This window comes from Peribacillus sp. NPDC097295 (assembly GCF_044761665.1).
GTDB lineage: Bacteria > Bacillota > Bacilli > Bacillales > DSM-1321 > Peribacillus.
In genome coordinates this window covers 39,673-62,359 of record NZ_JBIWCW010000015.1, presented here as the reverse complement: position 1 = coordinate 62,359, position 22,687 = coordinate 39,673, and the positions used below count along the sequence as shown (strand labels likewise).

Annotated in this window: 18 protein-coding genes, 1 pseudogene and 1 riboswitch; of the genes and pseudogenes, 12 read left to right on the top strand and 7 right to left on the bottom strand. The window is 39.9% G+C overall.

Annotated elements, in window-relative coordinates:
• Positions 1–390 precede the first annotated feature (390 nt).
• A riboswitch (purine riboswitch) is annotated at positions 391–494 on the top strand.
• An 83-nt stretch (positions 495–577) separates the two neighbouring features.
• Complete coding sequence (gene ade / locus ACIQXN_RS17795; protein WP_402969618.1) at positions 578–2,287, top strand: adenine deaminase; 1,710 nt, start codon at positions 578–580, stop codon at positions 2,285–2,287.
• Positions 2,288–2,397: 110 nt separating this feature from the next.
• Here ade and ACIQXN_RS17790 read toward each other — a convergent pair whose 3' ends face one another.
• A complete protein-coding gene (locus ACIQXN_RS17790; protein ID WP_402969615.1) occupies positions 2,398–2,697 on the bottom strand; it encodes a putative quinol monooxygenase in 300 nt (99 codons plus the stop codon).
• Positions 2,698–2,803: 106 nt separating this feature from the next.
• Entirely contained in the window at positions 2,804–3,232 is a 429-nt protein-coding gene (locus ACIQXN_RS17785) for a MarR family winged helix-turn-helix transcriptional regulator (protein ID WP_402969611.1), read from the bottom strand.
• Between the two features lie 362 nt (positions 3,233–3,594).
• Here ACIQXN_RS17785 and ACIQXN_RS17780 point away from each other — a divergent pair, with 362 nt between their 5' ends.
• The 6 genes and pseudogenes from ACIQXN_RS17780 to ACIQXN_RS17755 form a co-directional block, all read left to right on the top strand.
• Positions 3,595–6,480, top strand: a complete 2,886-nt coding sequence (locus ACIQXN_RS17780) for an endo-1,4-beta-xylanase (protein WP_402969608.1) — start codon at positions 3,595–3,597, stop codon at positions 6,478–6,480.
• 417 nt (positions 6,481–6,897) lie between these two features.
• Positions 6,898–6,990, top strand: a complete 93-nt coding sequence (locus tag ACIQXN_RS17775; protein ID WP_402969605.1) for an aminoglycoside 6-adenylyltransferase — start codon at positions 6,898–6,900, stop codon at positions 6,988–6,990.
• A gap of 89 nt (positions 6,991–7,079) precedes the next feature.
• Positions 7,080–7,211, top strand: a complete 132-nt coding sequence (locus ACIQXN_RS17770; protein ID WP_402969602.1) for an aminoglycoside 6-adenylyltransferase — start codon at positions 7,080–7,082, stop codon at positions 7,209–7,211.
• Between the two features lie 450 nt (positions 7,212–7,661).
• Complete coding sequence (locus ACIQXN_RS17765; protein ID WP_402969599.1) at positions 7,662–8,009, top strand: PadR family transcriptional regulator; 348 nt, start codon at positions 7,662–7,664, stop codon at positions 8,007–8,009.
• A complete protein-coding gene (locus ACIQXN_RS17760) occupies positions 7,996–9,000 on the top strand; it encodes an HAAS signaling domain-containing protein (RefSeq protein WP_402969597.1) in 1,005 nt (334 codons plus the stop codon). Before ACIQXN_RS17765 ends, ACIQXN_RS17760 begins: the two co-directional genes overlap by 14 nt.
• A 442-nt stretch (positions 9,001–9,442) precedes the next feature.
• Positions 9,443–9,772: pseudogene (locus ACIQXN_RS17755) on the top strand (M14 family zinc carboxypeptidase); the annotation flags it as partial.
• A gap of 89 nt (positions 9,773–9,861) precedes the next feature.
• On the opposite strand, the gene ACIQXN_RS17750 reads toward ACIQXN_RS17755, so the two are convergent.
• On the bottom strand, positions 9,862–11,073 hold the full coding sequence (locus tag ACIQXN_RS17750) for an oxalate decarboxylase family bicupin (protein ID WP_402969594.1): 1,212 nt from the start codon (positions 11,071–11,073) through the stop codon (positions 9,862–9,864).
• A gap of 327 nt (positions 11,074–11,400) precedes the next feature.
• Between ACIQXN_RS17750 and ACIQXN_RS17745 the strand changes: the two genes are divergently transcribed.
• Positions 11,401–11,925: a hypothetical protein gene (locus ACIQXN_RS17745; protein WP_402969589.1), complete on the top strand. Its 525-nt coding sequence runs from the start codon at positions 11,401–11,403 to the stop codon at positions 11,923–11,925.
• Positions 11,926–12,016: 91 nt separating this feature from the next.
• Here the strand turns inward: ACIQXN_RS17745 and ACIQXN_RS17740 are convergent, their stop codons facing one another.
• On the bottom strand, positions 12,017–13,432 hold the full coding sequence (locus ACIQXN_RS17740; RefSeq protein ID WP_402969671.1) for a PQQ-dependent sugar dehydrogenase: 1,416 nt from the start codon (positions 13,430–13,432) through the stop codon (positions 12,017–12,019).
• Positions 13,433–13,683: 251 nt separating this feature from the next.
• Here ACIQXN_RS17740 and ACIQXN_RS17735 point away from each other — a divergent pair, with 251 nt between their 5' ends.
• Both ACIQXN_RS17735 and ACIQXN_RS17730 read left to right on the top strand, forming a co-directional pair.
• Complete coding sequence (locus tag ACIQXN_RS17735; RefSeq protein WP_402969587.1) at positions 13,684–14,280, top strand: YybS family protein; 597 nt, start codon at positions 13,684–13,686, stop codon at positions 14,278–14,280.
• 358 nt (positions 14,281–14,638) lie between these two features.
• Positions 14,639–15,271: a DUF305 domain-containing protein gene (locus tag ACIQXN_RS17730; RefSeq protein ID WP_402969584.1), complete on the top strand. Its 633-nt coding sequence runs from the start codon at positions 14,639–14,641 to the stop codon at positions 15,269–15,271.
• Positions 15,272–15,406: 135 nt separating this feature from the next.
• On the opposite strand, the gene ACIQXN_RS17725 is transcribed toward ACIQXN_RS17730, so the two are convergent.
• On the bottom strand, positions 15,407–16,168 hold the full coding sequence (locus ACIQXN_RS17725; RefSeq protein ID WP_402969581.1) for a 2-keto-4-pentenoate hydratase: 762 nt from the start codon (positions 16,166–16,168) through the stop codon (positions 15,407–15,409).
• Between the two features lie 1,022 nt (positions 16,169–17,190).
• On the opposite strand from ACIQXN_RS17725, the gene ACIQXN_RS17720 reads away from it, so the two are divergent.
• Together ACIQXN_RS17720 and ACIQXN_RS17715 are read left to right on the top strand one after the other, a co-directional pair.
• Positions 17,191–18,411, top strand: coding sequence for a quaternary amine ABC transporter ATP-binding protein (locus tag ACIQXN_RS17720; RefSeq protein ID WP_402969578.1), 1,221 nt, complete (start codon positions 17,191–17,193; stop codon positions 18,409–18,411).
• On the top strand, positions 18,408–20,135 hold the full coding sequence (locus ACIQXN_RS17715) for a glycine betaine ABC transporter substrate-binding protein (protein WP_402969574.1): 1,728 nt from the start codon (positions 18,408–18,410) through the stop codon (positions 20,133–20,135). The genes ACIQXN_RS17720 and ACIQXN_RS17715 overlap by 4 nt, the downstream gene beginning before the upstream one ends.
• 53 nt (positions 20,136–20,188) lie before the next feature.
• Here the strand turns inward: ACIQXN_RS17715 and ACIQXN_RS17710 are convergent, their stop codons facing one another.
• Positions 20,189–20,383, bottom strand: a complete 195-nt coding sequence (locus ACIQXN_RS17710; protein WP_402969571.1) for a hypothetical protein — start codon at positions 20,381–20,383, stop codon at positions 20,189–20,191.
• A gap of 219 nt (positions 20,384–20,602) precedes the next feature.
• Entirely contained in the window at positions 20,603–22,687 is a 2,085-nt protein-coding gene (locus ACIQXN_RS17705) for an SA1320 family protein (RefSeq protein ID WP_402969568.1), read from the bottom strand.

The window sequence follows — 22,687 nt, the reverse complement described above, 5'->3', positions numbered from 1 at the left end:
GTTTTTTGATGAGACATTTATGTTTTGGATAACATGAATGAAGATAATTGAACAAACCATTATTGATACTATTTCAAACATGCTAGGTGTAATTGATGGAGGTTCAACTTTAAAAGATTGTTCGTTTGAACCTAAATTATTGCTCGATTCTATTGATACAGTGTTTTGTAGAACACAATTGTGATATTTTTGTTTCTATGAATCTTATTACCTTGATTGGCTAAATGCCTTTCAAGGTTTTTTACTTTTCATGAGTTCACTGAACTTGTGGGAGGCCTCTTTTTTTCATTTATTTAGTTACATACAGATAAACAGATAATTGTAAAAGATTATCATTGACTAACATTTCAGGCGTTGTTAGAATGCATAAAAAGGTTTACACATAAAAGCGATATATCATAAAAATCAACTCGTATAATCTTGGAAATATGGTCCAGGAGTTTCTACAAACTAACCACTTAATTAGTTCGTCTACGGGAATATATAAGTACAGACTGTATAATAAACAGCTATATTATGTTTATATACGGTTCTTCCTTGCTTATTTTTCCTTTCAAACACAATGAGGAGGAATAAGATGAAAACCCCACAACAGATCAAATCTCAAATTCTAGCAGCAAGGAATGTCACTTTACCGGAGCTAGTCATTAAAAATGTTCAAATAATCAATGTATTCACGGATGAAATGGAGCGTGCAGACGTTGCCATTCATAATGGTAAGTTCGTAGGGATTGGCCAGTATGATGGTAAGGAAGAAATCGATGGCACGCCTTATACAATGGTTCCGGGTTTGATTGATTCACACGTCCACATCGAGTCTAGTATGCTTTCTCCTTCCCAATTTCAGAAGGCTGTTTTACCGCGAGGAATTACAACTATTATCACAGATCCTCATGAAATCGCAAATGTCCAAGGGTTAAAGGGAATAGAATGGATGTTGAAGGACAGTGAAAACTGTCTATTGAATTATCGTTACCAACTGCCTTCTTGTGTCCCGGCAACTTCCTTTGAGGACAATGGAGCGACTCTGTCGGCTTCGGATCTTGCGCCTCTTTATAATCATGAGCTTGTGCTTGGCTTGGCGGAAGTGATGGATTTCCCGGCAGTATTATCAGGGCAGGAAGATATCCTTGCCAAGCTGTCAGGTGCCATGATCAACAATGCTCCGATTGATGGACATGGTGCCAGTTTAAGTGGAAAAGATATTAATGCCTATTTAACTGCGGGAATTACAACGGATCATGAATGCGTAAAACCAGAGGAAATGATTGAACGTGTCAGAAGAGGTATGTATGTGATGCTTCGTGAAGGCTCTGCTGCCCGCAATCTTCATGATTTGTTAGCCGGCTACAGGAAAGAGCTTTCGCATCGGTTGATGTTTTGTACAGATGATAAGCATATCGATGATCTAATGGAAGAGGGAAGCATCGATTATCATGTGCGTGAATGCTTGAAGGCCGGAATCGATATCTATTCTATAATGAGGATGGCTTCGCTTAATGCTGCTCAATGCTATCATTTAAAAGGAAAAGGGGCCATTGCGCCTGGCTATGATGCTGATTTTATTTTATTAAATGGAATCGAAGAATTTGATATACATTCTGTTTGGTTAAACGGCATCCGCTACGAAGAACAAAAAGAGCAAGTGAAAGAAGCATCTTTTGAAAATACCGTTATATTGGGAAATTACTCTAAAGAACTTTTACGTCTGCCTTTGACTTCTGAGATAGCTAGGGTTATTGAAATCATTCCTAATTCAATCGTGACGAAAAAAGCGCAATACAAGGTACCGGTTGACAATGGCCTGTTTGTTCCAAGCGAAGAAGAGGATTTTGTGAAAATGGCTGTGGTCGAAAGACATAAAGGTACAGGAAGTGTCGGCGTTGGCATTGTGAAGGGCTTCCGTCTGCAAAAAGGAGCGATTGCTACAACCATTGCTCATGATTCGCACAATATTATCTGCATCGGAAAGAATGATGAAGATATGGATACGGCAATCAGGGAACTTGAGAAAATTGGCGGGGGTATTTCAATTGCTTGTAATGGAGAGACAATCGCTTCATTATCATTGCCTGTGGCAGGATTGATGACGACCATCTCACCAGAAGAATTGAATCAGCAATACAGCCAATTGCTGATTGCACTATCAACCCTTGGCATTACGGATAAATTCTCACCTTTACTGACATTATCCTTCTTGGCTTTGCCAGTTATTCCTTCGTTAAAGCTTACGAATCAAGGATTGTTTGATGTGGATAGATTTACGTTTGTGGATGTAAGTGTATAAGTGAAATAGTGGGGCCTCTCGGATCTTCGAGAGGCCCACTCGCTTGTTGGAGAAACGCGTATGACAAATAAGAGAAGCCGCTTGTTTTATGAAGCGGCAACTCTTATTTTTCAACCCATTTTTAATGGTTGTCCATCGAATGCGCTAACCTGTAGAGGTGATGAGAGGAATTCTTTAGCTTTCCCTACAAACGAAGTGAAGTGCTCGCTTGAATTATGGCTTGCAACCGCGAGTTGGTCTTGCCAAACTTCTACCATAGTAAATTCATTGTCTTTTTCAATTGCTTTATGAAGATTGTAAGAAATGTTTCCACTTTCCGCCCTTGAAGCTGCGATTAGCGGTTGAATCTCCTCTAGAAATGCCTCTTGTTTTTCTGGAATAATGTTAAATACGGCATGAATGATAATCATTAAATGTCATCCTCTCTTTAGTTATGCATATTGTCTTGTCTCATAGCCATACATCAGCAAGCTAGGCTATTAGGTAGTTCAGGGTGTTTCGGACTAGTTAAAAGTGTTAAACAGCGTTTATGTTCTTTTGAATGCGCGTCAGCATATCCGCTAACTCTTGACGTTCTTCTTCTTTGAAATCTTTGAGCATCATCGTGACAAAACGAGCCTTTTCCGCTTGGTAGAGTATGATTTGTTTGCGCCCATGATCGGAAAGGCAGACAAGAGTAAATCGATTATCTTCCGGGTCTTTGCGTCTTACAATCATTCCAGTCGCTTCAAGTTGTTTTAAATGCCGGGTGATCGCTGCAGCGTCAATGTTAACCTCTTTTTGAAGCGCTGTTTGACTGATTTCATCCACTTGATAAAGATGATATAAGATATCATGTCTCGATTGACTAATGCCCGTACAACTTTCGAATTTCGAACTGATCTGTTTGTTCAGGCACTTCATGAGATATAAAATAAAGGATTCATTCGAACATGAATTCGTCAAGACACACCCTCTTTTCTTACGTACGGCATAATAATTGATAGCTCAATAATTGATGCGTCAACTAATATACTATAGCTTTCATGATATAGCAAGAATTTGCTCCTGCCATGCGCTTATCCTAGCTCTTTGCTTATTAGTCCATCGGTTCATAGAACGGTGGGACACCCCTTTTTTCGAGTCATCGTTGTGAGAATAAGGAGGAATTAAATGGTTTGTGTCAAATACTACCAGTTGCATGCGGTTTATTAAGACGAAAAAGAAAAGAGGGGGTGAATGGTAGTGTAGCAACAAGAATATCGAGCAGATAGGACGGAGAGAAAAAGGGAGAATAGCAGATTCGAAGGAGAGAGGGGAATGATTTTTTGAAGAAAAAAGCTAGAAAACGACTGATTTCTTTTCTAACGCTTGCTTTTACGATGGTTTTTTTCATCGGTACCGCCATGCAGGGAGCCATTGCCCAGGCGGCCGATGATAAGGCGAAGGCAGAGGTTGTGTCACTGAAAGATGTCTACAAAGACTATTTTCTTATCGGGAATACTGTAAGTCCGGGCGACTTAACCGATTCAGCGAAGTATGATTTTATGAAGTTCCACTATAATGCGCTGACGCCTGAAAATGCTACGAAACCGGACTCGATATGGCCCAATGCAACTAGCAATCCGTCATTCACAGCAGCCGACAAATTGTTAACCCAAGTTAAAGCTGACGGTTTCTATACGATTGGACATGCGTTGGCGTGGCATAATCAGTCGGCTGGTTGGCCGCCGGCTGGTCTGAATTATACCGAGGCCCGGGCGAGCTTACAAAAGTATATTTCTACAATCGCCGGGCACTATAGTCAGGGTTCTTATAAGCTCGACACCTGGGACGTTGTTAATGAAGCAATGAGGGATAATCCAGAGAACCCGACCGACTGGCGCAAGGCTCTTCGCTCTGACATTAATCCAATAGAACGTCCTTCCAGATGGTTTGATGCTTACGCTAACGGCGGAAACGGTTGGGATTATATCTATGATTCCTTCTTGTTCGCGCGTGAGGCTGATCCGGACGCCATTCTGTACTACAATGATTTTAACGACGAAGAAATCCCAAACAAAGCAATCGCAATTGCCTCAATGGTCAAGGAGCTCAACCAGAAATATGCGAATGAACACCCTGAAGCGAATGGCAGGAAATTGATTGAGGGCATCGGGATACAAGGGCATTACAACCTCAGACTCAATGTGGATAATTTAGAGGAAGTTTTAAAGATATATAGTGAAACCGGGTTGGAGATTAGCATAACCGAACTCGACGTACAATTTAACGGTACTTCATCCGAGGTTCCGCCCACCAAAGAGCAATTGAAGGAGCAAGCGGTATTGTACGCCAAGCTGTTCATGTTATATAAGAAGTATTCCGATAATATAGAACGCGTTACATTCTGGGGTGTGGCCGATAATAACAGCTGGCGCAGCACAGGTTACCCGCTGCCATTCGACTCCAAGCGTGCCCCTAAAGAAGCGTATTGGGCCATAATAAATCCGGAGGCCTATCTAGGACTTGATGAGTCGCCGCCAAAGCTCACCTCATTTAAATTCGGCGATGATGTTTTCAATGTCGAGGGCAAAACCGAATTTGATGTTAACGTACCAAAGGGCGTGTCAAACATTGATTTCTCCGCTTCCAATGTCGCACACAAATACGACGATAAAGTTGACGTCAGCGTTAAGCTCGACCCAGCTAGTGGAGCGGTGAGCGGTGGGAAGCCAGCCGTAGCGACAGTAGAGATAGCCAGGAAGGAAAATCCGAATATATCAACGAAGTATACAATAAACTTCGGGCATATGACCGGTGAATGGGAGAAGGACCAAAACTATACGGATACGGGATTCCGCTCCTCTGCCAATATCCGTTTTAGCGATGGTAAAAGTAAACTTAAACTGTTTCAGGCGTTCTATAATCAGGACGACGGTAAGCAGGTCATGCTCAACAGTAAGGAATTTAAGCCCTTACCCAAACATACAGGTGGCACGCTCACTATTCAAACAGATAAAAGTATAGACGCTGATGATTTGAAGACAATGACCTTGAAGAAATCGATTTGGGATCAAAACTGGACTCCCATTATTCCGGCGCGAGTTACAGACTTCAATGTTCCGGAAAGTTTTTGGAGATTGGCCAAAACGATCGAATCAGGTAAAACTTATATCGTAGTCTCATCCAACTCAGGTATGGCTCTGACTAATAGGAATGTACCATCCGTACCGGCCACTGGCGGTGTGACAAACGCCAAACGAGGGATTGCGGGTACTCCTGTCACCATAGAAGACGATATGATTAAAGAGCCGAAGCAGATTCAGGATAATATGAGATTTATCTTTAAAGAGAGTGCCAGCCCCGATCCGGGACCATACACAAAAGCGAATGGATACAAGGGTTACACAATGTTAAGTCTGGTTCACGGTGGCCTTGTCGCCCCCACTATTATGTGGCGGGATTTGAGCAATGACGATACGGCTCCTTTACGGACAGACACGACTATTGGTGATCGTGCACTAGATCGAGCGGTATGGTTTAACACGGGTATAGATCCCGATACAGGCGAGACAACACTATTTTCCCATACGGGTTCCAACCATTACACATATGCGCTGCATGGAAATGAAAACGGTTTCGTTGGCCAAGGAGGAACGGGGCCATTGGAAAACTATGCAGATAATAGTCGTGTAAAGCTTTATGAGTACGTGTCCAACTATTTAAACGAAGAATCGACGAACCTTGGCGTGGAAAATAGTCTCGCCCCAGTGGAGCGTATTGTGAGAGAGCGTGACGCCAAAATCCCCGTCACAGCAGATGTCCCTGACGGTTCCAAAGCAGTATTAGTTAAGGACGGTGTTTCAGTAGCTTCCGCGAAATTCGCAAAAGGCAAAGCGACAATCAGCGTTAAAGGCAGAGATGTTGATGCCGGCGCGAATTATGCAGTCGTTATCTATGATGGTACAAAAATACTTGGCGCGGTAATTCTGCCGGTAGTCACTGTTGACAGTGCGACGCCGTTGGCTACGGTAGAGAAATTGAATGGTAAGCAGAACAGACTAAAAGTCAGCGTTAAAGAATTATACTCCGATGGTTCAAAGGAGAACTTCACTGAAGAGATACTAATCAAGAACAACGCGACATACGTATATCAAGTGGGACCATATAAGGTTTATGTGGAGACTAAGGGCAACGACAAGATTCGAAAATGTTATATTGTGAGAGATTAATCAGCAACTGACTAAATAATCTCCCGATGATCAATAAACAACTGGTGACGATTTCCGATTTTTAGCGCCCCTTGTAAGCACGGGCAAAAATAGTTGTCTCGCGGAGTGAAACCGAGCAAATAGACAGAAGGTAATGAGCTTCTCGAAGATTGTTAATTTTATTTACTTCCGTTGTATATCTTGATAAAGTGTTGGCATGATGTGAAATAGTGATTACCTATAAAATGGAAGGCTTTCCACCGGTTTACTGAACTGATGGGAGGCCTTTTCTTCGATGTTTTTTGTATGTAAATATTCATCGTCTTTATAAAGAAATTTAATAGATTTGATTTATAGCTAGTTCCGATTGAAGAAAAAGATCATTATTGTTCTAAAGATGGATTTAAGCTTTCTGAACCAACAGATAAAGATTACTGGGTGAAAAAGCCTTCTGCTGAATTTTTTACAGAGTGTTGTAATGAAATTTTGTGGGTTTCAACTTATGTGGCAAAAGGGCTATGGAGACAATAGATACTTTTTTACGCTTATGACCACTTAAACGGTGTAAGAGAAATGTTACAATACTTGAGTAGAAAGTTGGTATAGAAACGAATTTTTCTTTGAGTTTAGGAAAAAACAGTAAGTATTTGAAGTGCTACCTTGATAACGATATGTGGGAAAGATTGATGAAAACTTATCCTACTGGAGATTATGAACAGGTGTGGAATACATTGTTTAAAACAATTGACTAGTTTGAGCATGTAGCAATTGAAGTGGTTAGTATTCATGATTATCAATACTCTCCTGAAGATGGGAGTAAGGTATAACAATACCTTACTAAAAATTAAACTCAATACGTAAACTAGCGGGTGCGTGTGCAACATAGCCTAGGTCGCATCATAAAGCAGGTTGGTTTCTTCCGTCATATGTGCACGACTGTAAAGCAAACAGGTAGGAAATGATTCAACTTTAAAAAAACGCAAATTAAATAGATAAGAATCCGTTTTGATCAACCTTTACTCAAAATGGATTCTTTTTTATTTATCGTAAAATACCGGTTGTGATGTATTCTTGATCAAACCTTTCAAGGTACTACTTTGTATTTACCAAAAAAATGGAATGATTGTAACAATAACAGTGTATGATACATAGTATAAACCATATAGTGTATGTCATATAGTATATAAAATTGAGGTGAGTGAATGAGTAATTTACTGAATACATTAACGACAGAGCTTAGGAGAGGAGCGTTGACATTAGCCGTGTTAAGTCAACTGCGAACACCCCAGTATGGATATTCACTTGTTCAGTTGTTGGAGGAATCAGGAATTTCTATTGATCAAAGTACCTTATATCCATTGCTTCGCCGTTTAGAAAAACAGGAGTTGGTAACCAGCAGCTGGGATAAATCTGAGAGCAGGGCCCGTAAGTATTATGTTTTAAGTGAATCCGGTCTGGAAATCTATTTGCAGTTAAAGAAGGAATGGATTAAAAATTCGAAAGAACTTTATGGTTTGTTAAAAGGGGATGAGGAAGATGAATTTAATTGAGGTTTATATTCATGAAGTCACTCGCAGGGTGCCTGAAAAAGGTCGTGCGGATATTGCCCTCGAGCTACGTTCAACCATTGAGGATATGCTGCATGATAATTACAGCGAGAAAGATGTTAAGGAGGTTCTTGAAAAATTAGGGAATCCGGCGACATTAGCGAGCGGTTACCGAGATCAGCCAATGCATCTAATAGGTCCAAGATATTTTGATATATATGTCTCGTTATTAAAAATGATTGTACCAATTGCCGCTGTAATCTCATTGATTGCTATGATTGCCGAATATTTTATTGGATATAGTGGAGATGAAGCTATTCTAAATGTTGTTCTCAACATTATGGGTGTAGGAATAGGGAGTATCATCGAAGTGGGGGTACAGGTCTTTTTCTGGTTAACGCTCATTTTCGCCATTATCGAAAGAACAGATAAAGGAAAAGATCAGCAGCCATTAACAGCAAGTCTTAAAAAATGGACACCGGATGATTTGAAAAACATCCCTTTTATTCCTAAGGAAAAAGCTATTAAAAAGTTCGAGGTATTTGGAAGTTTAATGTGGACAGCGATTTGGGCAACCCTTTATTTTTATGCAAATCAACTTGTAGGTGTATATGAAAACGGCGGAGGCGGAGTTGGGCTTGAATTCGTGATTCCAGCATTAAATCAGGATATTTTACTTCGTTATTGGCCATTCGTTCTTGTTATAATTGCACTCGAAATTGGTTTAGCTCTCTATAAATTAATCAAAGGACAATGGACGAAAAAGATGGCAATCTTTAATACTGTTCTTGAACTTAGCGCAACCGTTGTATGTATCTTCATATTAAGCAATCCGAAATTAATGAACCAAGAATTTATTTCGTATATGAATCCTTTATTTAACACAACAGCTAATCAATTTGAAACATGGATAGTTGGCGGTTTAATAAGTATCTTTATTATAACTTCGACAATAAATGTATTCAGTGGGTATCGTAAGGCTAGAATCCGTTAATTCGTATTTGTTTATTAAAGAGTAGGTGCTAATGTTTAATAAAGTAGTATAAGTCGTATACTGAGGTTTTAGTATTCTTCGCTCTTCCACAATACCAAGCTAATAAATTTATTCAAGAAAAGGGCTTGATTGGGGGGGGAACTTAGAAATATTAAAAGCGATAATATACAAGTTGTAAGCCAAAATCCATTTAGCCAGTTTGGAATAAAAGTTTTATATTATAGTAGAAGTCCACTTATCTTTTCTTACTGAACTGATGTGTGGCCTTTTTTTCTATATTGTTGTTGAATATTAATCAAAAACCCATCCTGTATTGAGCGGAAAGGATAAAAATTAAACCCCTAATTGTATGCCGTTACTTCTTATTCCTAGATCTTTGGATTAAAGTCTTTTTAATAAATAAAATGGGGCATAGTTCAATGTTAATAGTGTAGGTTTTCTATTAACTCTCACTGCCTATAACGCACTACAATCAAAAGGGAATTCTGTATTTACAAACATATCATTGTACGATCAATCCGTTGATCTGCCAGGTACTGCTTTAGGAGCATTTGCTTTAAACGGAAGTGGCACAGTCCTGTTTGAAGTTAGTGGACAAACACAAAACTTTGGGCAAAAAAAGAAAGGTCAATTAGTCAAAACAGTAGAAATGGGTCTAATGGGAATCATCAATGGGATCACCGATGGATCCGTTCATACTCTTAATCCGACAGACTATGAAAAAATCCCTAAAAGTTCATCTAACCGGGGATCTAATAATGTTGAAACATAAAATATCAGGGTAAATGAAAAGAGTGAAAGGCAGAAGCATTGAAACACTTCTGCCTTTTTTCCTATTTCAAATGAAATTCATTCATATGACTACCTGAAATCATCGTACGTATATCCAGGGAATTTGACGACTTCCCATTTCTTTTTCCTTAATGCGTCCATCACTTCAGCTCCCACATTCAAGTTACTTTCCACAATTTCTCTAGGAACCAATGCCATCCATTGTGTTAAAGAGACATCAGCATATTTGGGGCTTTTGAAAACTTCTAAGTACGTAAGCGTCTCGCTTCCTGTATTTTGGATATAATGGCCAAAGCAGAACGGCATATACCCGACATCTCCAGCTCTTACATCGAAAGTACGTGCCGTTCCATCAGCTGCATAACCGGTCGTCCGTCCTTGGCCTGTCAGGAAGTATTGCCATTCATCATTATTGGGATGCCAGTGTAATTCCCTCATGGCACCTGGTAGAATTTCGACAAACGCTACAGATATATTCTCCGAAATGGGGAAGTTGGTGGAATCCGCAATACGGACTGATCCCCCTGGAGATCTAACTGGCTCCTGACCAAGGAGACTATGTGTGAAATTCCTAGTACCGAAAGGGTCTGAGATTGCTACTTGGTCGATTGGACCCGGGACCTCTCCTTGATAGATATACTTTTCTCGTTTTGGGAGATCTTTAAATGCACTTTCCGGTACGCCAAAATTAGCAGAGAGGACTTCTTTAGGGGTATGGGCGAACCAGTCTGAGATTGCGAAGGTGTCTAAATCCGAGAATGCCCCGTTATCGAAAACCAATAAAAACTCACACCCTTCTTCCAACCCTTGAATCGAGTGGGGAATGCCAGGCGGGAAATACCATAGGTCGCCAACGCCAACGTCAGCGATGAAGTTTTTTCCATTTTGGTCTACAGCGGTTATCCTCGCTCTTCCTGCAAGCATAAAACTCCATTCGACTTCTTTATGCCAATGCAACTCCCTCACGCCACCTGGCGTTAAACGCATATTAACACCTGCAAGCGTTGTAGCGACAGGCAATTCACGTATCGTAATCTGTCTTGACCATCCACCGTGCTTTAATTCCATATTCGTGTCGGAAAAAGAAAACCGTAAATTCGGAACAGTTCCCTCATCCGTCACAGGTGGCACGAGCATATCCGGATTTTCCAATGCCCGTAAAATATCACGTGGTCCGAGATCTGTTGCACCAGCTCCGTCTGCCCGTATCGGTTCAGGTATTCTATCCGCATACACTTTAAAATCAATCGGCTTAGTCAATGATTGACCTCCTTCATTCATCCCATACCATTTGAGCTTTAAAAACAGTACTACAAGTATATTCCTCTTGATACTTTCTGATGCCGGTTCGAACAAATTGGTGTTTGACCTATAGGGTTTATTTCAAGATAACGGAAAAGGTTACAGAGAGTGGGGAAGTACTCTGAAAACAAGTGGGTCCTTAACAGGATTAATGCCAGACTATCTCTAGGGTTCATGTTTCACGCCAGTGACAGAACACTTTTTTGATGGTATCCTTTAATAGAGTAAAGGGGTTTTTACAAATCAATTTATGGAGATTATTTCACTAATCAATAGGGTTAAATAATGAATGAGGAGACAAAGCTTATGAGAACAATTAAAATTTATGATCGTAACGATTTAATCGAGATTTCTTTCGAGGACATTAAAAAATACCATGGCTACGCAGCCTATATGGCACTCGGTGTGGGTTTCCGTGTAGTTGAAGCGGCGTTTGAAGCATTATATGGCGATGAAATTCCAAACCGTAAGGATATATCGATCCTTTCCGGTCATGGTGGCCCAGGGTTCCGTGATGTATTTGAATTTGTAACACGTGCCAAAACTCGTGGGGTATATACTATCGACGTAAACTATCCAAAAGCACAATATGACCCATACCGTCCAACAGGTTATGCATATGTATTCACAAAAGAAAATGGCGAGTCAGTAGAAGTGCTGTTAAAAGAAGACTTCTTACCACCAATTTTCTATGATTACTTGAAAAAAGGCCGTGAAGATGACTTCTCTCCTGAAGAATATGAAGATAATGAACGGTTAAAACAAGAGCTAGGTAACCGTGCATACGAAATGCCGGTTGAAGATTTACTGATTATTAATCGTATAAAATAGTTATTTGTAAGTCAGTAAAATACATATTCATCACAATCATAAGGCAAGCGAATGTTGAATTCGCTTGCCTTATCTATCTTATAGTTTGGGATCACGGAACAATTTCAAAAACAGTACCTTGATTAAAATCGGTCACTTTCATAGAGCCATAAACCCCTAAATATAGTGTGGTTTGATCCAGATTTGTTCCTAAACTAACAAAATAAGCTGATTGAGATCCAAAATTATAATCGGTTTGAATAACACGATAATCATTTAGCTTACAATCTGTTCTTATACTAGAATAAGCTAAAACCCCTCTAGCGGGAGAGTGAGTTTCTTCCTTTCGGGCAAGGTCGGTAAACACAACACTTCCTGTTAAAACAGGGATTTTATCCCCCATATAGGCTTGTACTCCTGTAAGGGCAGTTCCGCCAAATTGATCGGGTCGGGAATCTTTATGAAAATAACTAGTTACAGGTTGAAGACGCCTTACGGAAGATTCAATTGCTTCATCATAGTAAGCAATTGTCTTCTCATCCAAAGTCTGATTTGCAGAGCAGCTCCTTACGATTGGAGTAGGGAAAATACCTTCCCACGCTCGCCAGCCAAAGTTAATTAACCCTTCTTGATCAGCTTCAGATTTCATTAAAAAGGCTTGAACAAGATGGGTAACCGGTATGGGTTTATACTGACCGAACGAAAAAATGGACTCTACCAAATCCTCGCCGACATTTCCTATATATTTGATGTATTGATTATAAACCCTCTGAAATGAAATGCCCGGTATATTCCGAACCCCTTTGGCAATCACCGTAAGTGTTTCCTGAATAGGTAGGGGAAGTTCATTAAATCGTGTGACGATAGGGGGATCCTGGATAAATGTATCCTTATCTACATCGATTTCAATGATCTTACCGGCGAATTCCATAACATTCTGGCTTAAGTTGAATGGATCATAGCCTGACCCACCATCCCCGGTGGTTAAAACGAGTTTTCCTGTTTCAGGTGAAAAGTTTAAGCTATTGACACCATTATGATTGGAAAATGGTCTTTTTACGTTTAATAACGTCCGTCGTTTTTGAGGTTGACCATTCGATGGTAAAATCCATTCTTCAATCGTATCAATATGATCAAATTGAGTTTCTCGATTGATCCACCTTAGGTTTAAAGTTCTTGGATCACACGGGTTAGGTGAAAAAGAGTCAGGAGGAGCACCTGGACCTTGGGTTCCAGCTAATGAGTAATGAAGGTAAAACAGGCCGTTAAAGTAAAATTCGGGATGAAACGCTAGCCCTAGCAATCCTCGTTCATCATATCCACCCCTAGAAGCACCTAGTTTTACGATTCGCGGACGAATATCCAAAAAAGTCCGTATAACGCTGTCTCTTATAAGAAAAATCTCTCCTACCTGGGTGGCAATAAATAATGTTTCTTTGGAGTCACCAGGAAGTATCGCTGTTTTCAAAACGGTCGGTAAATTTAGCTTGCTTACAATGGGCCGTAAACCAACCTTAACTTTTGTCAGCAAACTTTAACCCCCTTCTTCATTTTCTCTTATAAGAATATGATTAAAACTTGTTGATTAATACCGGATGAGGGTCGATGAATTCGCACCAGACTCAGAAATTTTGCTTAACATAGAGTGATTTTTGCACAAAACGGTGAATACCATAAGGTTAGTCTAATAATTGTGGGAGGCGGTTTTTTCTGAAGAGGGCAAAAAGTAAGGCTGTACAGTATTGGCAGCAACCTTTTTTTGAAATTAAACACGAGCTTATGGAATGGTTACCTACCACAAAACTGATCCTTACGGCGATATTAGGCTCATTTGCAGCTATATTCCAGTCAGCAGGGGGATATGCGCCCGGCATTGGTTTTTTTGTAAGTGCTATGACGACTTTACCCATATGTTTGGCGACGATTGTATCGGTCAGGTACGGATTCCTTTCCTATTTCGTTACCATCCTCCTTTTATTGTTTATCCAGCCTAGCGAACTACTTATTTTTCCCTTCACAACGGGTGTTCTAGGATTGGCACTTGGTGTTTCCTTGTATAAGTTGAAAACAAGATTTATGGTTGTTGTATGGGCGGGAGCTACCTTAATGATGGGAATCCTAACGATTCTTTTTATTTTTCGCTTTCCTGTTTTAGGACCGGGCATTGGTACGTCTTTTCATTTTCCCCTTTTATTGCTCGTAACGATATTCTGTTTTCTGTATGCATGGATAGCAGCAGAAGCTTGTTGGTTTGCTCTGAAACGATTGGCTCACACCCTGCCGGATAGGGTTATCAAGTCGGTATCTGACCAAAAGGAATTAAACCATCTTAAGGATGGTTTAGGTAAGAAAGAAACGATCAAAGGGGGGAAATAGAGCCGAAAAGGATCTGCTTCATCCAATTCCTGTGATAGAATAAGGTACCAAAATCCGGCGAGCTGGCTTCGGTTCTACATAAAGACTTTGAATTACAAATTCTTATCATGTCATCTTTAAAACTTACAACATCAAGGCTATCAAACATCAAAATTAGCGATGTTCGAATTTATGGAAGTAAATTAGCTTGGGGAATTGTTTTGCTATCATAGAGGATTTTTAATTTAGGTTTCTCAGGGTTATGGGAAGCTTTTTTTATTTTCCAGGATATGATGACGGTGGGTTTATCCGGGTTTGTATAAAATAAGTCTCCTTTTTGCATAATAAAATGAGCAAAATAATGGAGGGTAAAACTTATATGAGGAAACGTATTCGATCAGCTAGTATAGGACTTTTCACAATGCTTTTATTTATATGTAATCTTCAAGCACACGCACAGATTGGTCCTGAGGAAAAAGCATATTATGATAACTATCAACGGATACTGCAAGTCATGAAGAAAGGGATGGAGCAAGCACCTAAAACCGGTGATCCTAGTCTCGATTTCTTATATGAAATGATTCCGCATCATGAAGCTGCCGTATCGATGGCTGAAAATATCATGAAATATGGCCATAATGAACAGGTGAAGCTATTAGCTGCCAATATTATAAGAGACCAGCTTGCAGGGATTGGACAAATGGAAGCTCTTAAAGAGAAAATAAAAAAGAATCCGCAAGTAAACAAACATGCAGAGGCGTCTTACTTAAAAGCGTATAATAACATCTTTCAAACAATGATCATGTCGATGAAAAATGCCAAACCAACGGGAAATATAGATAAAGATTTCCTGGAAGAAATGATACCGCATCATGAAGGTGCCATCAAAATGTCTCAAAATATCTTGAAGTATACTAAAAATCAAGAACTAAGGTCCATTCTACAGAACATAATCATCACTCAACAAAAACAGCTTACGGAAATGAAAAATCTTTTAAAGACTATAAATTAATGGGCAATTAAGAAAAATAAAACGATACTACCTATGGGAATTCTAGAAGGGATATAGGTAAAATGGAAAGGCTTTTCATCAGTTACCTGGTGAGAAGCTTTTCCTATTTTTTAAGAGGATAAAACCGTATATGACTTAATCCGTAACCGATAGCGTGACAGAGCCAATGCCTTCGAATTCACCGGTATATGTTCCGATTTCTAACGTTTTTGGTAAAATAAATGTTCCAGAAGATACAAACATGCCAGGCTCGAGCGTTAAACCATGTTCCCCAAGTTTTTCAAGCAGCCAAGTCAGAGCCTTGACAGGATGCCCCATTACAATAGAAGAAGTTCCTTCATCAATCATTCGTCCATTATAGAGCAACTTTCCATTTATGTTGTCGATGTCTTTATAGGTATAGTCTTTTGCTTCCCCGATGGTCACTTTTCCACCAACTGCTCCATCTACGCAGACTTGTTCTTTTGACATTTTAGGAAACCAGTCTTCAAAACGGGAATCTGGAACCTCTAAGCCTGGTGCGATTTGAGTATTGTTTATGATTTCATCTATAGTGGAAGCAGCAGTTAATTGTTCTTTCACAACAAAGATTATCTCCAATTCGATTAGTGGATTCAACATGTGCTTGCTTAAAGAAATATCACTCGTTATTTGCTTATCCGTTAATTGTCCATATAACGGTTCCTTCGCTTTAAATAATGACTGGGTCTCGAGACTTGTCATACTGATCTTATAGCCTTTTAAGACTTCATTATTCTTTCTTTTTGCTGCAGTAAAAGCGTGTTGGAGTTGATACGCTTCATCCAGGCTAATATGTGGAGAAAAAACATCTTTTTTTAATGGTTTTACATGTATGTAGGAATCGGACAAAGAGTTCAAAAAGGTTTCTTTTAACATCATAAATCGCCCTTTCTTGTTTAATTTTACTAATATTCTAACATTTTAAAAGAGAAAGGTTATGATTCCAGGGTAAAAATAGTCATGTTTCTTTTTTGTAAATGGTAAAGTAATGCTTTACTATGAATTTCAGGTTCAATCCTCATGTCTTTTGAATGGGAATTCCATCTAAATACCCACTATAATTATCCAGTATCTTCGTAAGCCTTGCCCCAAATTCCGAGTCGAATCTACCTTTTTAAAAAAACTTTTTTAAGTCGGTTTTATAATGAGTAATGACGCTTATTATGTAAGGGCTTAATCCACTGGTATGTCAACGATGAGGCATCCATCTATCTTCTTATGAATAATGGGCATTTACCTTGCCTTTAAGACAGGTATATTCAGGGTTTATAATCCGCTTCATTTGAATCTTATTTCAAACTTTGTTAAGGTTATTAAGTACTTTAGAGATAAACGTTTAGTCCTACGATTGGGACGAACAAAAAAATCTAAGTAAAAAACCATTTAAATGTCAGTCGGTATTCACCGTTTCTGCAACTATCCTCAGTTGTGATTGCTCCTTTTTTTCTCTACTTAAAATGCTCAATAAATCACACGTAAATGATCAAGCGATGAATAATGGTCAGTGTAAACGTGTTTTTCTTAAGGTGTTTTATTGTCTTGTACACAAAGCACCATTTAAGTTTGACCACTTTTGTCTTCATGAGGACATGCCGCAGTGTGGTCTAAGAAAAACTCTATATGTTATCCATATATTCTATTGCACCTCTTTTTTCTACTAAAAAAACTCAATTCATTTACACATATGACCAGAACCAATTATGTGAATGTTAAGTACTTTCAGTGCGTTTTGGTATTTAGTGTAGCGTAGGACCCTTAATTTACGTCATTCCCCCTTTTTGACGTTCGTGTGAAGTGACAGGAAAAACTAGTTTAAGAGAGTACAATCATAATCAATCATCATAAGGAAAATAGCAGAACTGAACATCATATGGTCAACAACATAATGAGGTGACTGAATGAAGCCATATGTAGAAGTCAGAAATGTTTCGAAAATTTTTGGGAAATCTCCAAAGGCAGCCACAGATTTATTGAAGCAAGGCAAAACAAAAAAGGAAATTTTGAAAGAAACGGGCCAAACAGTTGGCGTTAATAACGTCAACTTTGAAATTTATCCCGGTGAAATCTTCGTCATCATGGGATTATCCGGAAGTGGGAAATCCACTTTAATCCGTATGTTCAATCGTTTGATTGATCCAACATTGGGCGAAATCCTAATTGAAGATGAAGATATAGTGAAGATGAATGCGGCCCGGTTAAGAAAAGTAAGGCAGCAGAAAATCAGCATGGTATTTCAAAACTTTGCTTTATTCCCACATAAAACGATATTGGAAAATGCTGAATACGGGCTGGAAATTCAAAAAGTCGATTCAACGATCCGACGTGAAAAAGCCATGAGTGCTCTTGAGGCCGTTGGATTAAAAGGCTATGAAGAACAATATCCATCACAGCTTAGCGGAGGCATGCAACAAAGGGTGGGTCTTGCACGGGCACTTGCAAGCGATACAGATGTCTTATTGATGGATGAAGCCTTCAGTGCGCTTGATCCGTTGATTCGTAAAGATATGCAAGATGAATTGCTTGAAATTCAAGAGCAATATAAAAAGACAATCATTTTCATTACCCATGATCTTGATGAAGCATTAAGAATTGGGGATCGAATCGCCCTTATGAAAGACGGAAGTGTCATTCAACTTGGAACGCCGGAGCAAATTATGATGAACCCGGCTAATGAATTTGTCGAGAAGTTTGTTGAAGATGTTGACCTATCGAAGGTACTTACTGCATCGCATGTGATGAAGCGTCCAGAGAAAATCGCAGTTGACCGAGGTCCAAGGGTTGCCCTTGAAATCATGCGTAAACAAGGATATTCCAGCATTTTCGTCGTAGATCGCAAACAGACCTTATTAGGCGCTTTGTCTGCTGAACAAGCTCGTCAGGCATTGAGCAATGACCAAACGATTTCTGAAGTAATGTCATTGGACATCCCAACTGTCCCTGAAGATGAACTACTTGTAAATCTTATGGATGATATGGCAACATCTACTCTGCCAATTTCGGTCATCGATGATAAGAGAAGATTAAAAGGAATCATTGTCCGCGGTGCTGTCATTGGGGCTTTGGCAGGAAATAAAGATTCATTGAATGAATTGACGGAAATGGAGAGTGACATTCAATGAACATACCAAAAATTCCATTAGGCGCGTGGGTCGATTCTTTAGTGGACTGGATAACGATTGCATTTGCCGGATTATTTACTTTTATAACGAATACAATCGAAGGGTTATTAAACCTTTTGGTTGATGTGATGAGTATAGGACCATCTATCGTATTCATCATTGTCTTAACGCTTATAGTTACGTATACAAGCAAATGGCCATTAGGAATATTTACGCTGGTCAGTTTATTATTAATTGATAATCTAGGGTATTGGGACTCTAGCATCCAAACGATCGCTATCGTCTTATTATCAGGTTTCCTCACCATTCTGATTGGAATCCCAATCGGTATTTGGAGTGCACAAAGTAAGACGGTAAGGAGAATCGTGACACCCGTTCTGGATTTCATGCAAACGATGCCTGCATTCGTTTACTTGATTCCGGCCATCCTCTTCTTTGGGATAGGGGTCGTACCAGGTATCATTGCCTCGTTTATTTTCGCAATCGCTCCAACGATCCGAATGACGAGTCTTGGAATACAAGAAGTACCTAATGATTTAATCGAAGCAACAGACGCGTTCGGTTCAACAAGCGGCCAGAAACTATTCAAGGTACAGTTGCCATTGGCCATGCCAACGATAATGGCAGGTGTTAACCAAAGCATCATGCTTGCTCTTTCTATGGTTGTTACGGCATCCTTGGTTGGTGCACCTGGGCTTGGAGCAGATGTGTATCGCGCAGTAAGCCAAATCAATGTCGGACAAGGTTTTGAAGCTGGCTTATCCATCGTTATCATCGCCATCATTCTTGATAGAATTACGCAAAACCTACGTAAACCAGCGTATGGAAAGCTTCTTAGTAAGAAAGTATTCTTCACGGTTATCGCTATCCTCGTTGTGGGTGCTGCATTATTTACTATCTTGAAAAAAGAAGAAGTCATGCAAGGTGGTTCAAACAACCTTGGTGAAGAAACAGGATATGAAATCATCGGTATTGAGCCCGGAGCCGGTTTGATGAAGTTAACTAAGGCGGCTATCGAAGACTATAACCTGGAAAACTGGAATCTTGTCGAAGGTTCTTCAGCCGCGATGGTTGCGGAATTGAAGAAAGCCATTGATAAAAAAGAGCCAATCGTTGTAACTGGTTGGTCTCCGCACTGGATGTTCTCAACATACGATCTAAAGTATCTTGAAGATCCAAATGAATCCTTTGGCGGGGAAGAAAACATAAATACAATTGTTCGACAAGGACTCGAAAAGGATGCGCCAGGCGCTTATAAAATCCTGGATCAATTCTTCTGGGAAACAGAGGATATGGAAGATGTGATGGTCGAAGTTGCTGGGGGTAAGTCTCCATCTGAAGCAGCGGAAAAATGGATTAGTGCAAATCCTGATAAAGTGTCTGAATGGACAAAAGGCGCAAAAGCAGGAAATGGTGAAAGTATCAATCTTGTGTATGTTGCCTGGGATACGGAAATAGCCAGTACAAATGTGATCGGTAAGGTTCTCGAAAAGAATGGCTACGATGTAACATTAAGCCAAGTTGAAGTGGGACCAATGTTTGCTGGTGTTGCAAATGGAAGTGCGGATGCATTTGTTGCGGCATGGCTTCCAGGAACGCATCTTGAATATTACAATAAGTATAAAGACGATATCATCGATCTTGGACCAAACCTTAAAGGAACGAAGAATGGATTGGTTGTGCCAGATTACGTCGATATTGATTCTGTTGAAGACTTGAAATAAAGGAGAGGGGGATTTTCATTGATGAAAATCCCTCTTTTTTTGCGTTCTATAAACTAGTCAGGCTTCACTTTAATGGAAACGAATTTATTCTTCAACTCATCGTCCGTCACTTCAATTTTGCCCCTCAAGTCTTCGGATAGTAATACATAGCTTTTGACACCGATAAACTCCGAATCGGAAACGACGAAGAATCTTGCTCCTTTTTTATAAATCAAGGAAAAGTCTTCCGTTAACTTATACATTTTCATCTTTTTTTCCACCTTGGCTGTTGTTGAATCAAATAAAACCGGTATTCATGGTCATTATTAGGATGGAGAACAGGATGCTTTCATTATAAAGAGATTTCCTTCATTAACATAGGGGGAAATGCAAAACGTGGATAAAACGCGAATGAGGAGTAAGGAATCCCAACGGGTGAATGATAGATTAGTAGAGGCAGCGGGATTGATCCTTGTCAATCTCATGGATTATATTGTTCCCCGATTGACTTGTTCTTTTAAAAGCTGGATGTTTCCTAATACGTTCTTCGATACTTCCAAGGTGGCTTCAATGGCAATTGCTTTTTGATCTGATAGTTGAAAGATAATATCCTCGAATAAAACTTCCATGTCATCAAGAACGGCTAGAGCAGAAACATTGTATAGACGAACATCACTAAATTTTCCAGGTTCGAAAATCGCTGTATTGATATATGGTTCAAAATTACTCAGCATTTCAGGAAGATGGATGATCATACGGTCCATTCCTAAACGAAGGCCTTCTATGGATGTTTCCATTTCTTCGATAGGTTCCAATACTTCTTGGACGGCTTTTTTTATTTTCTGTTCATAATCCGTAAATAAACTTACGAGCAAGCCCACAGGATTACCGTAAAGTCCTACTGCCAAAACGGCATTAACAGCTAGAATGATGGCTTCTAATGCTGCCTCAATCAGTGTCAGTACTGTTTTTACACTTATGAGGATCGGCATTAAAACCGTCATCCCTAAAGTGTTGATTCGATTATGTGCCATTTGGACTTGAATCTCTTTGATTTTCATGCCGACCTTTAGGTAGGGGGAAGGCTCCAAAGTGATAAGAGCTGTTTTTTGGACAGGACCTATCCCATCTGTCGGAGATGCACTGGTTTGTATGGCTCCTGCTATACTGGCGTCCTTATCGTGAAACGTATCGGCAATGTCCCGAACTTGGCGCTCGTAATCCTGTAATTGTTTATACACGCTTTCCTTATTTCTTTCGAGTATGTCATAGTGCGCGTCAAGTTCTCCTACTACCGCATCTACAAAAAGGTCTTTTCCGCCTTTAAATAACTCCGGGATTTCTTTCGCAATAATAGTCCCGGCACTTGCCACCAAGTCATCGATATCCACTTTCAATTGCTTCAGGTACTCTTTTGGAGCATCGAAAAGAGTCTCGACGCTTAGATTCACGGATGTAATATATTCGACTATCTCAACAGGCTTAGAGTTCAGGACATTATTTAAAATCCTGCATTTTTCTTCTGCTTTATCCAAGAGCCTAATTAGTTCGTCTATGCATGCCTTCATGACAAAACCCGTTGTGGTGATACCCATAAAGACAGGGTCCCCGGCAGTTTCCTCGAACTTTTGTTGAAAGACGTCCTGAAGTGCTGTTACCCGTTGATTGAATTTTTCATTTTCGGTATGGACGATACGGACTGATTTACCCACATATTCCCGGACCTTGCCAAGACGACCTTTCACATTATCACGTATTCCATGGGACAGTAGCGTCATGTTTTCTTGGTTCATTTCGATTCTCTCACTCTGGCCCCCATATAAAGGGGCGCCTGTCCAGAGACTTGTGACGATATGATCGTCAGCGCCAATATGGACAAAGCCGTGACCTGGTTCTCCTTCTATTCCTATCTCTAATGTAAATTCTCCATTTGCATCTTGCTTGATATATCCAGTATGGTTGGAGCCAAGCATGGAAAAGGAGGGGATACCATTATTTATTCCGTACTTCTTACCAGGAATGCGGTCGCCCATCTTAATGGTCTCTTCCGTCCCCGTCAGAAAGTCAAATTTACTATAGTAATTTGTAATATTAGCATACTCTTTATCCGGATCAACCATACCAGCAGGAAGGATTGCAGGATTTAGCGTAACGGCTTTTACTCCTGGGTTATTGATTCCGACCGCATTGGTTAAAGCACCGGCAAGGGAATTTCCAGATACGGAAGATACCTCTCCCACTTCATTAGTTATATGCTCAAAGTAGGCTACGGCTTCTCGAACCTGGGCAGGGGGTGCATCGCTAAGCAGTTTCGTGTTCGTTCCGATCCAATCCGTATCCATCTGCTCACTGCCAACGAATACCACGGTTAGTTCTCTTGTTTTAACATTTTGAACAGTAAGTGCATCAAGACCGGAATCCGTGTTATAGATGGTATCGATCACCCTGAATTTCTTTTCATTCACCTTAAACACTTCATCTATATCATAGTGAACATAAGAATGGTATCCGGCAAGCTCGACTAAATCATTATCATCGGTTGCGAGGCTTGATAGGGTATTAACAACAGCCAT

What these genes read in the sequence shown, in the direction of transcription:
- ade (WP_402969618.1), top strand. Translation starts at nt 578, where the DNA reads ATGAAAACCCCACAACAGATCAAATCTCAAATTCTAGCAGCAAGGAAT.
- ACIQXN_RS17730 (WP_402969584.1), top strand. Translation starts at nt 14,639, where the DNA reads ATGAGGAAACGTATTCGATCAGCTAGTATAGGACTTTTCACAATGCTT.
- ACIQXN_RS17720 (WP_402969578.1), top strand. Translation starts at nt 17,191, where the DNA reads ATGAAGCCATATGTAGAAGTCAGAAATGTTTCGAAAATTTTTGGGAAA.
- ACIQXN_RS17750 (WP_402969594.1), bottom strand. Translation starts at nt 11,073, where the DNA reads ATGAATGAAGGAGGTCAATCATTGACTAAGCCGATTGATTTTAAAGTG.
- ACIQXN_RS17735 (WP_402969587.1), top strand. Translation starts at nt 13,684, where the DNA reads ATGGAATGGTTACCTACCACAAAACTGATCCTTACGGCGATATTAGGC.
- ACIQXN_RS17725 (WP_402969581.1), bottom strand. Translation starts at nt 16,168, where the DNA reads ATGTTAAAAGAAACCTTTTTGAACTCTTTGTCCGATTCCTACATACAT.
- ACIQXN_RS17790 (WP_402969615.1), bottom strand. Translation starts at nt 2,697, where the DNA reads ATGATTATCATTCATGCCGTATTTAACATTATTCCAGAAAAACAAGAG.
- ACIQXN_RS17745 (WP_402969589.1), top strand. Translation starts at nt 11,401, where the DNA reads ATGAGAACAATTAAAATTTATGATCGTAACGATTTAATCGAGATTTCT.
- ACIQXN_RS17705 (WP_402969568.1), bottom strand. Translation starts at nt 22,687, where the DNA reads ATGGCTGTTGTTAATACCCTATCAAGCCTCGCAACCGATGATAATGAT.
- ACIQXN_RS17760 (WP_402969597.1), top strand. Translation starts at nt 7,996, where the DNA reads ATGAATTTAATTGAGGTTTATATTCATGAAGTCACTCGCAGGGTGCCT.
- ACIQXN_RS17765 (WP_402969599.1), top strand. Translation starts at nt 7,662, where the DNA reads ATGAGTAATTTACTGAATACATTAACGACAGAGCTTAGGAGAGGAGCG.
- ACIQXN_RS17715 (WP_402969574.1), top strand. Translation starts at nt 18,408, where the DNA reads ATGAACATACCAAAAATTCCATTAGGCGCGTGGGTCGATTCTTTAGTG.
- ACIQXN_RS17710 (WP_402969571.1), bottom strand. Translation starts at nt 20,383, where the DNA reads ATGAAAATGTATAAGTTAACGGAAGACTTTTCCTTGATTTATAAAAAA.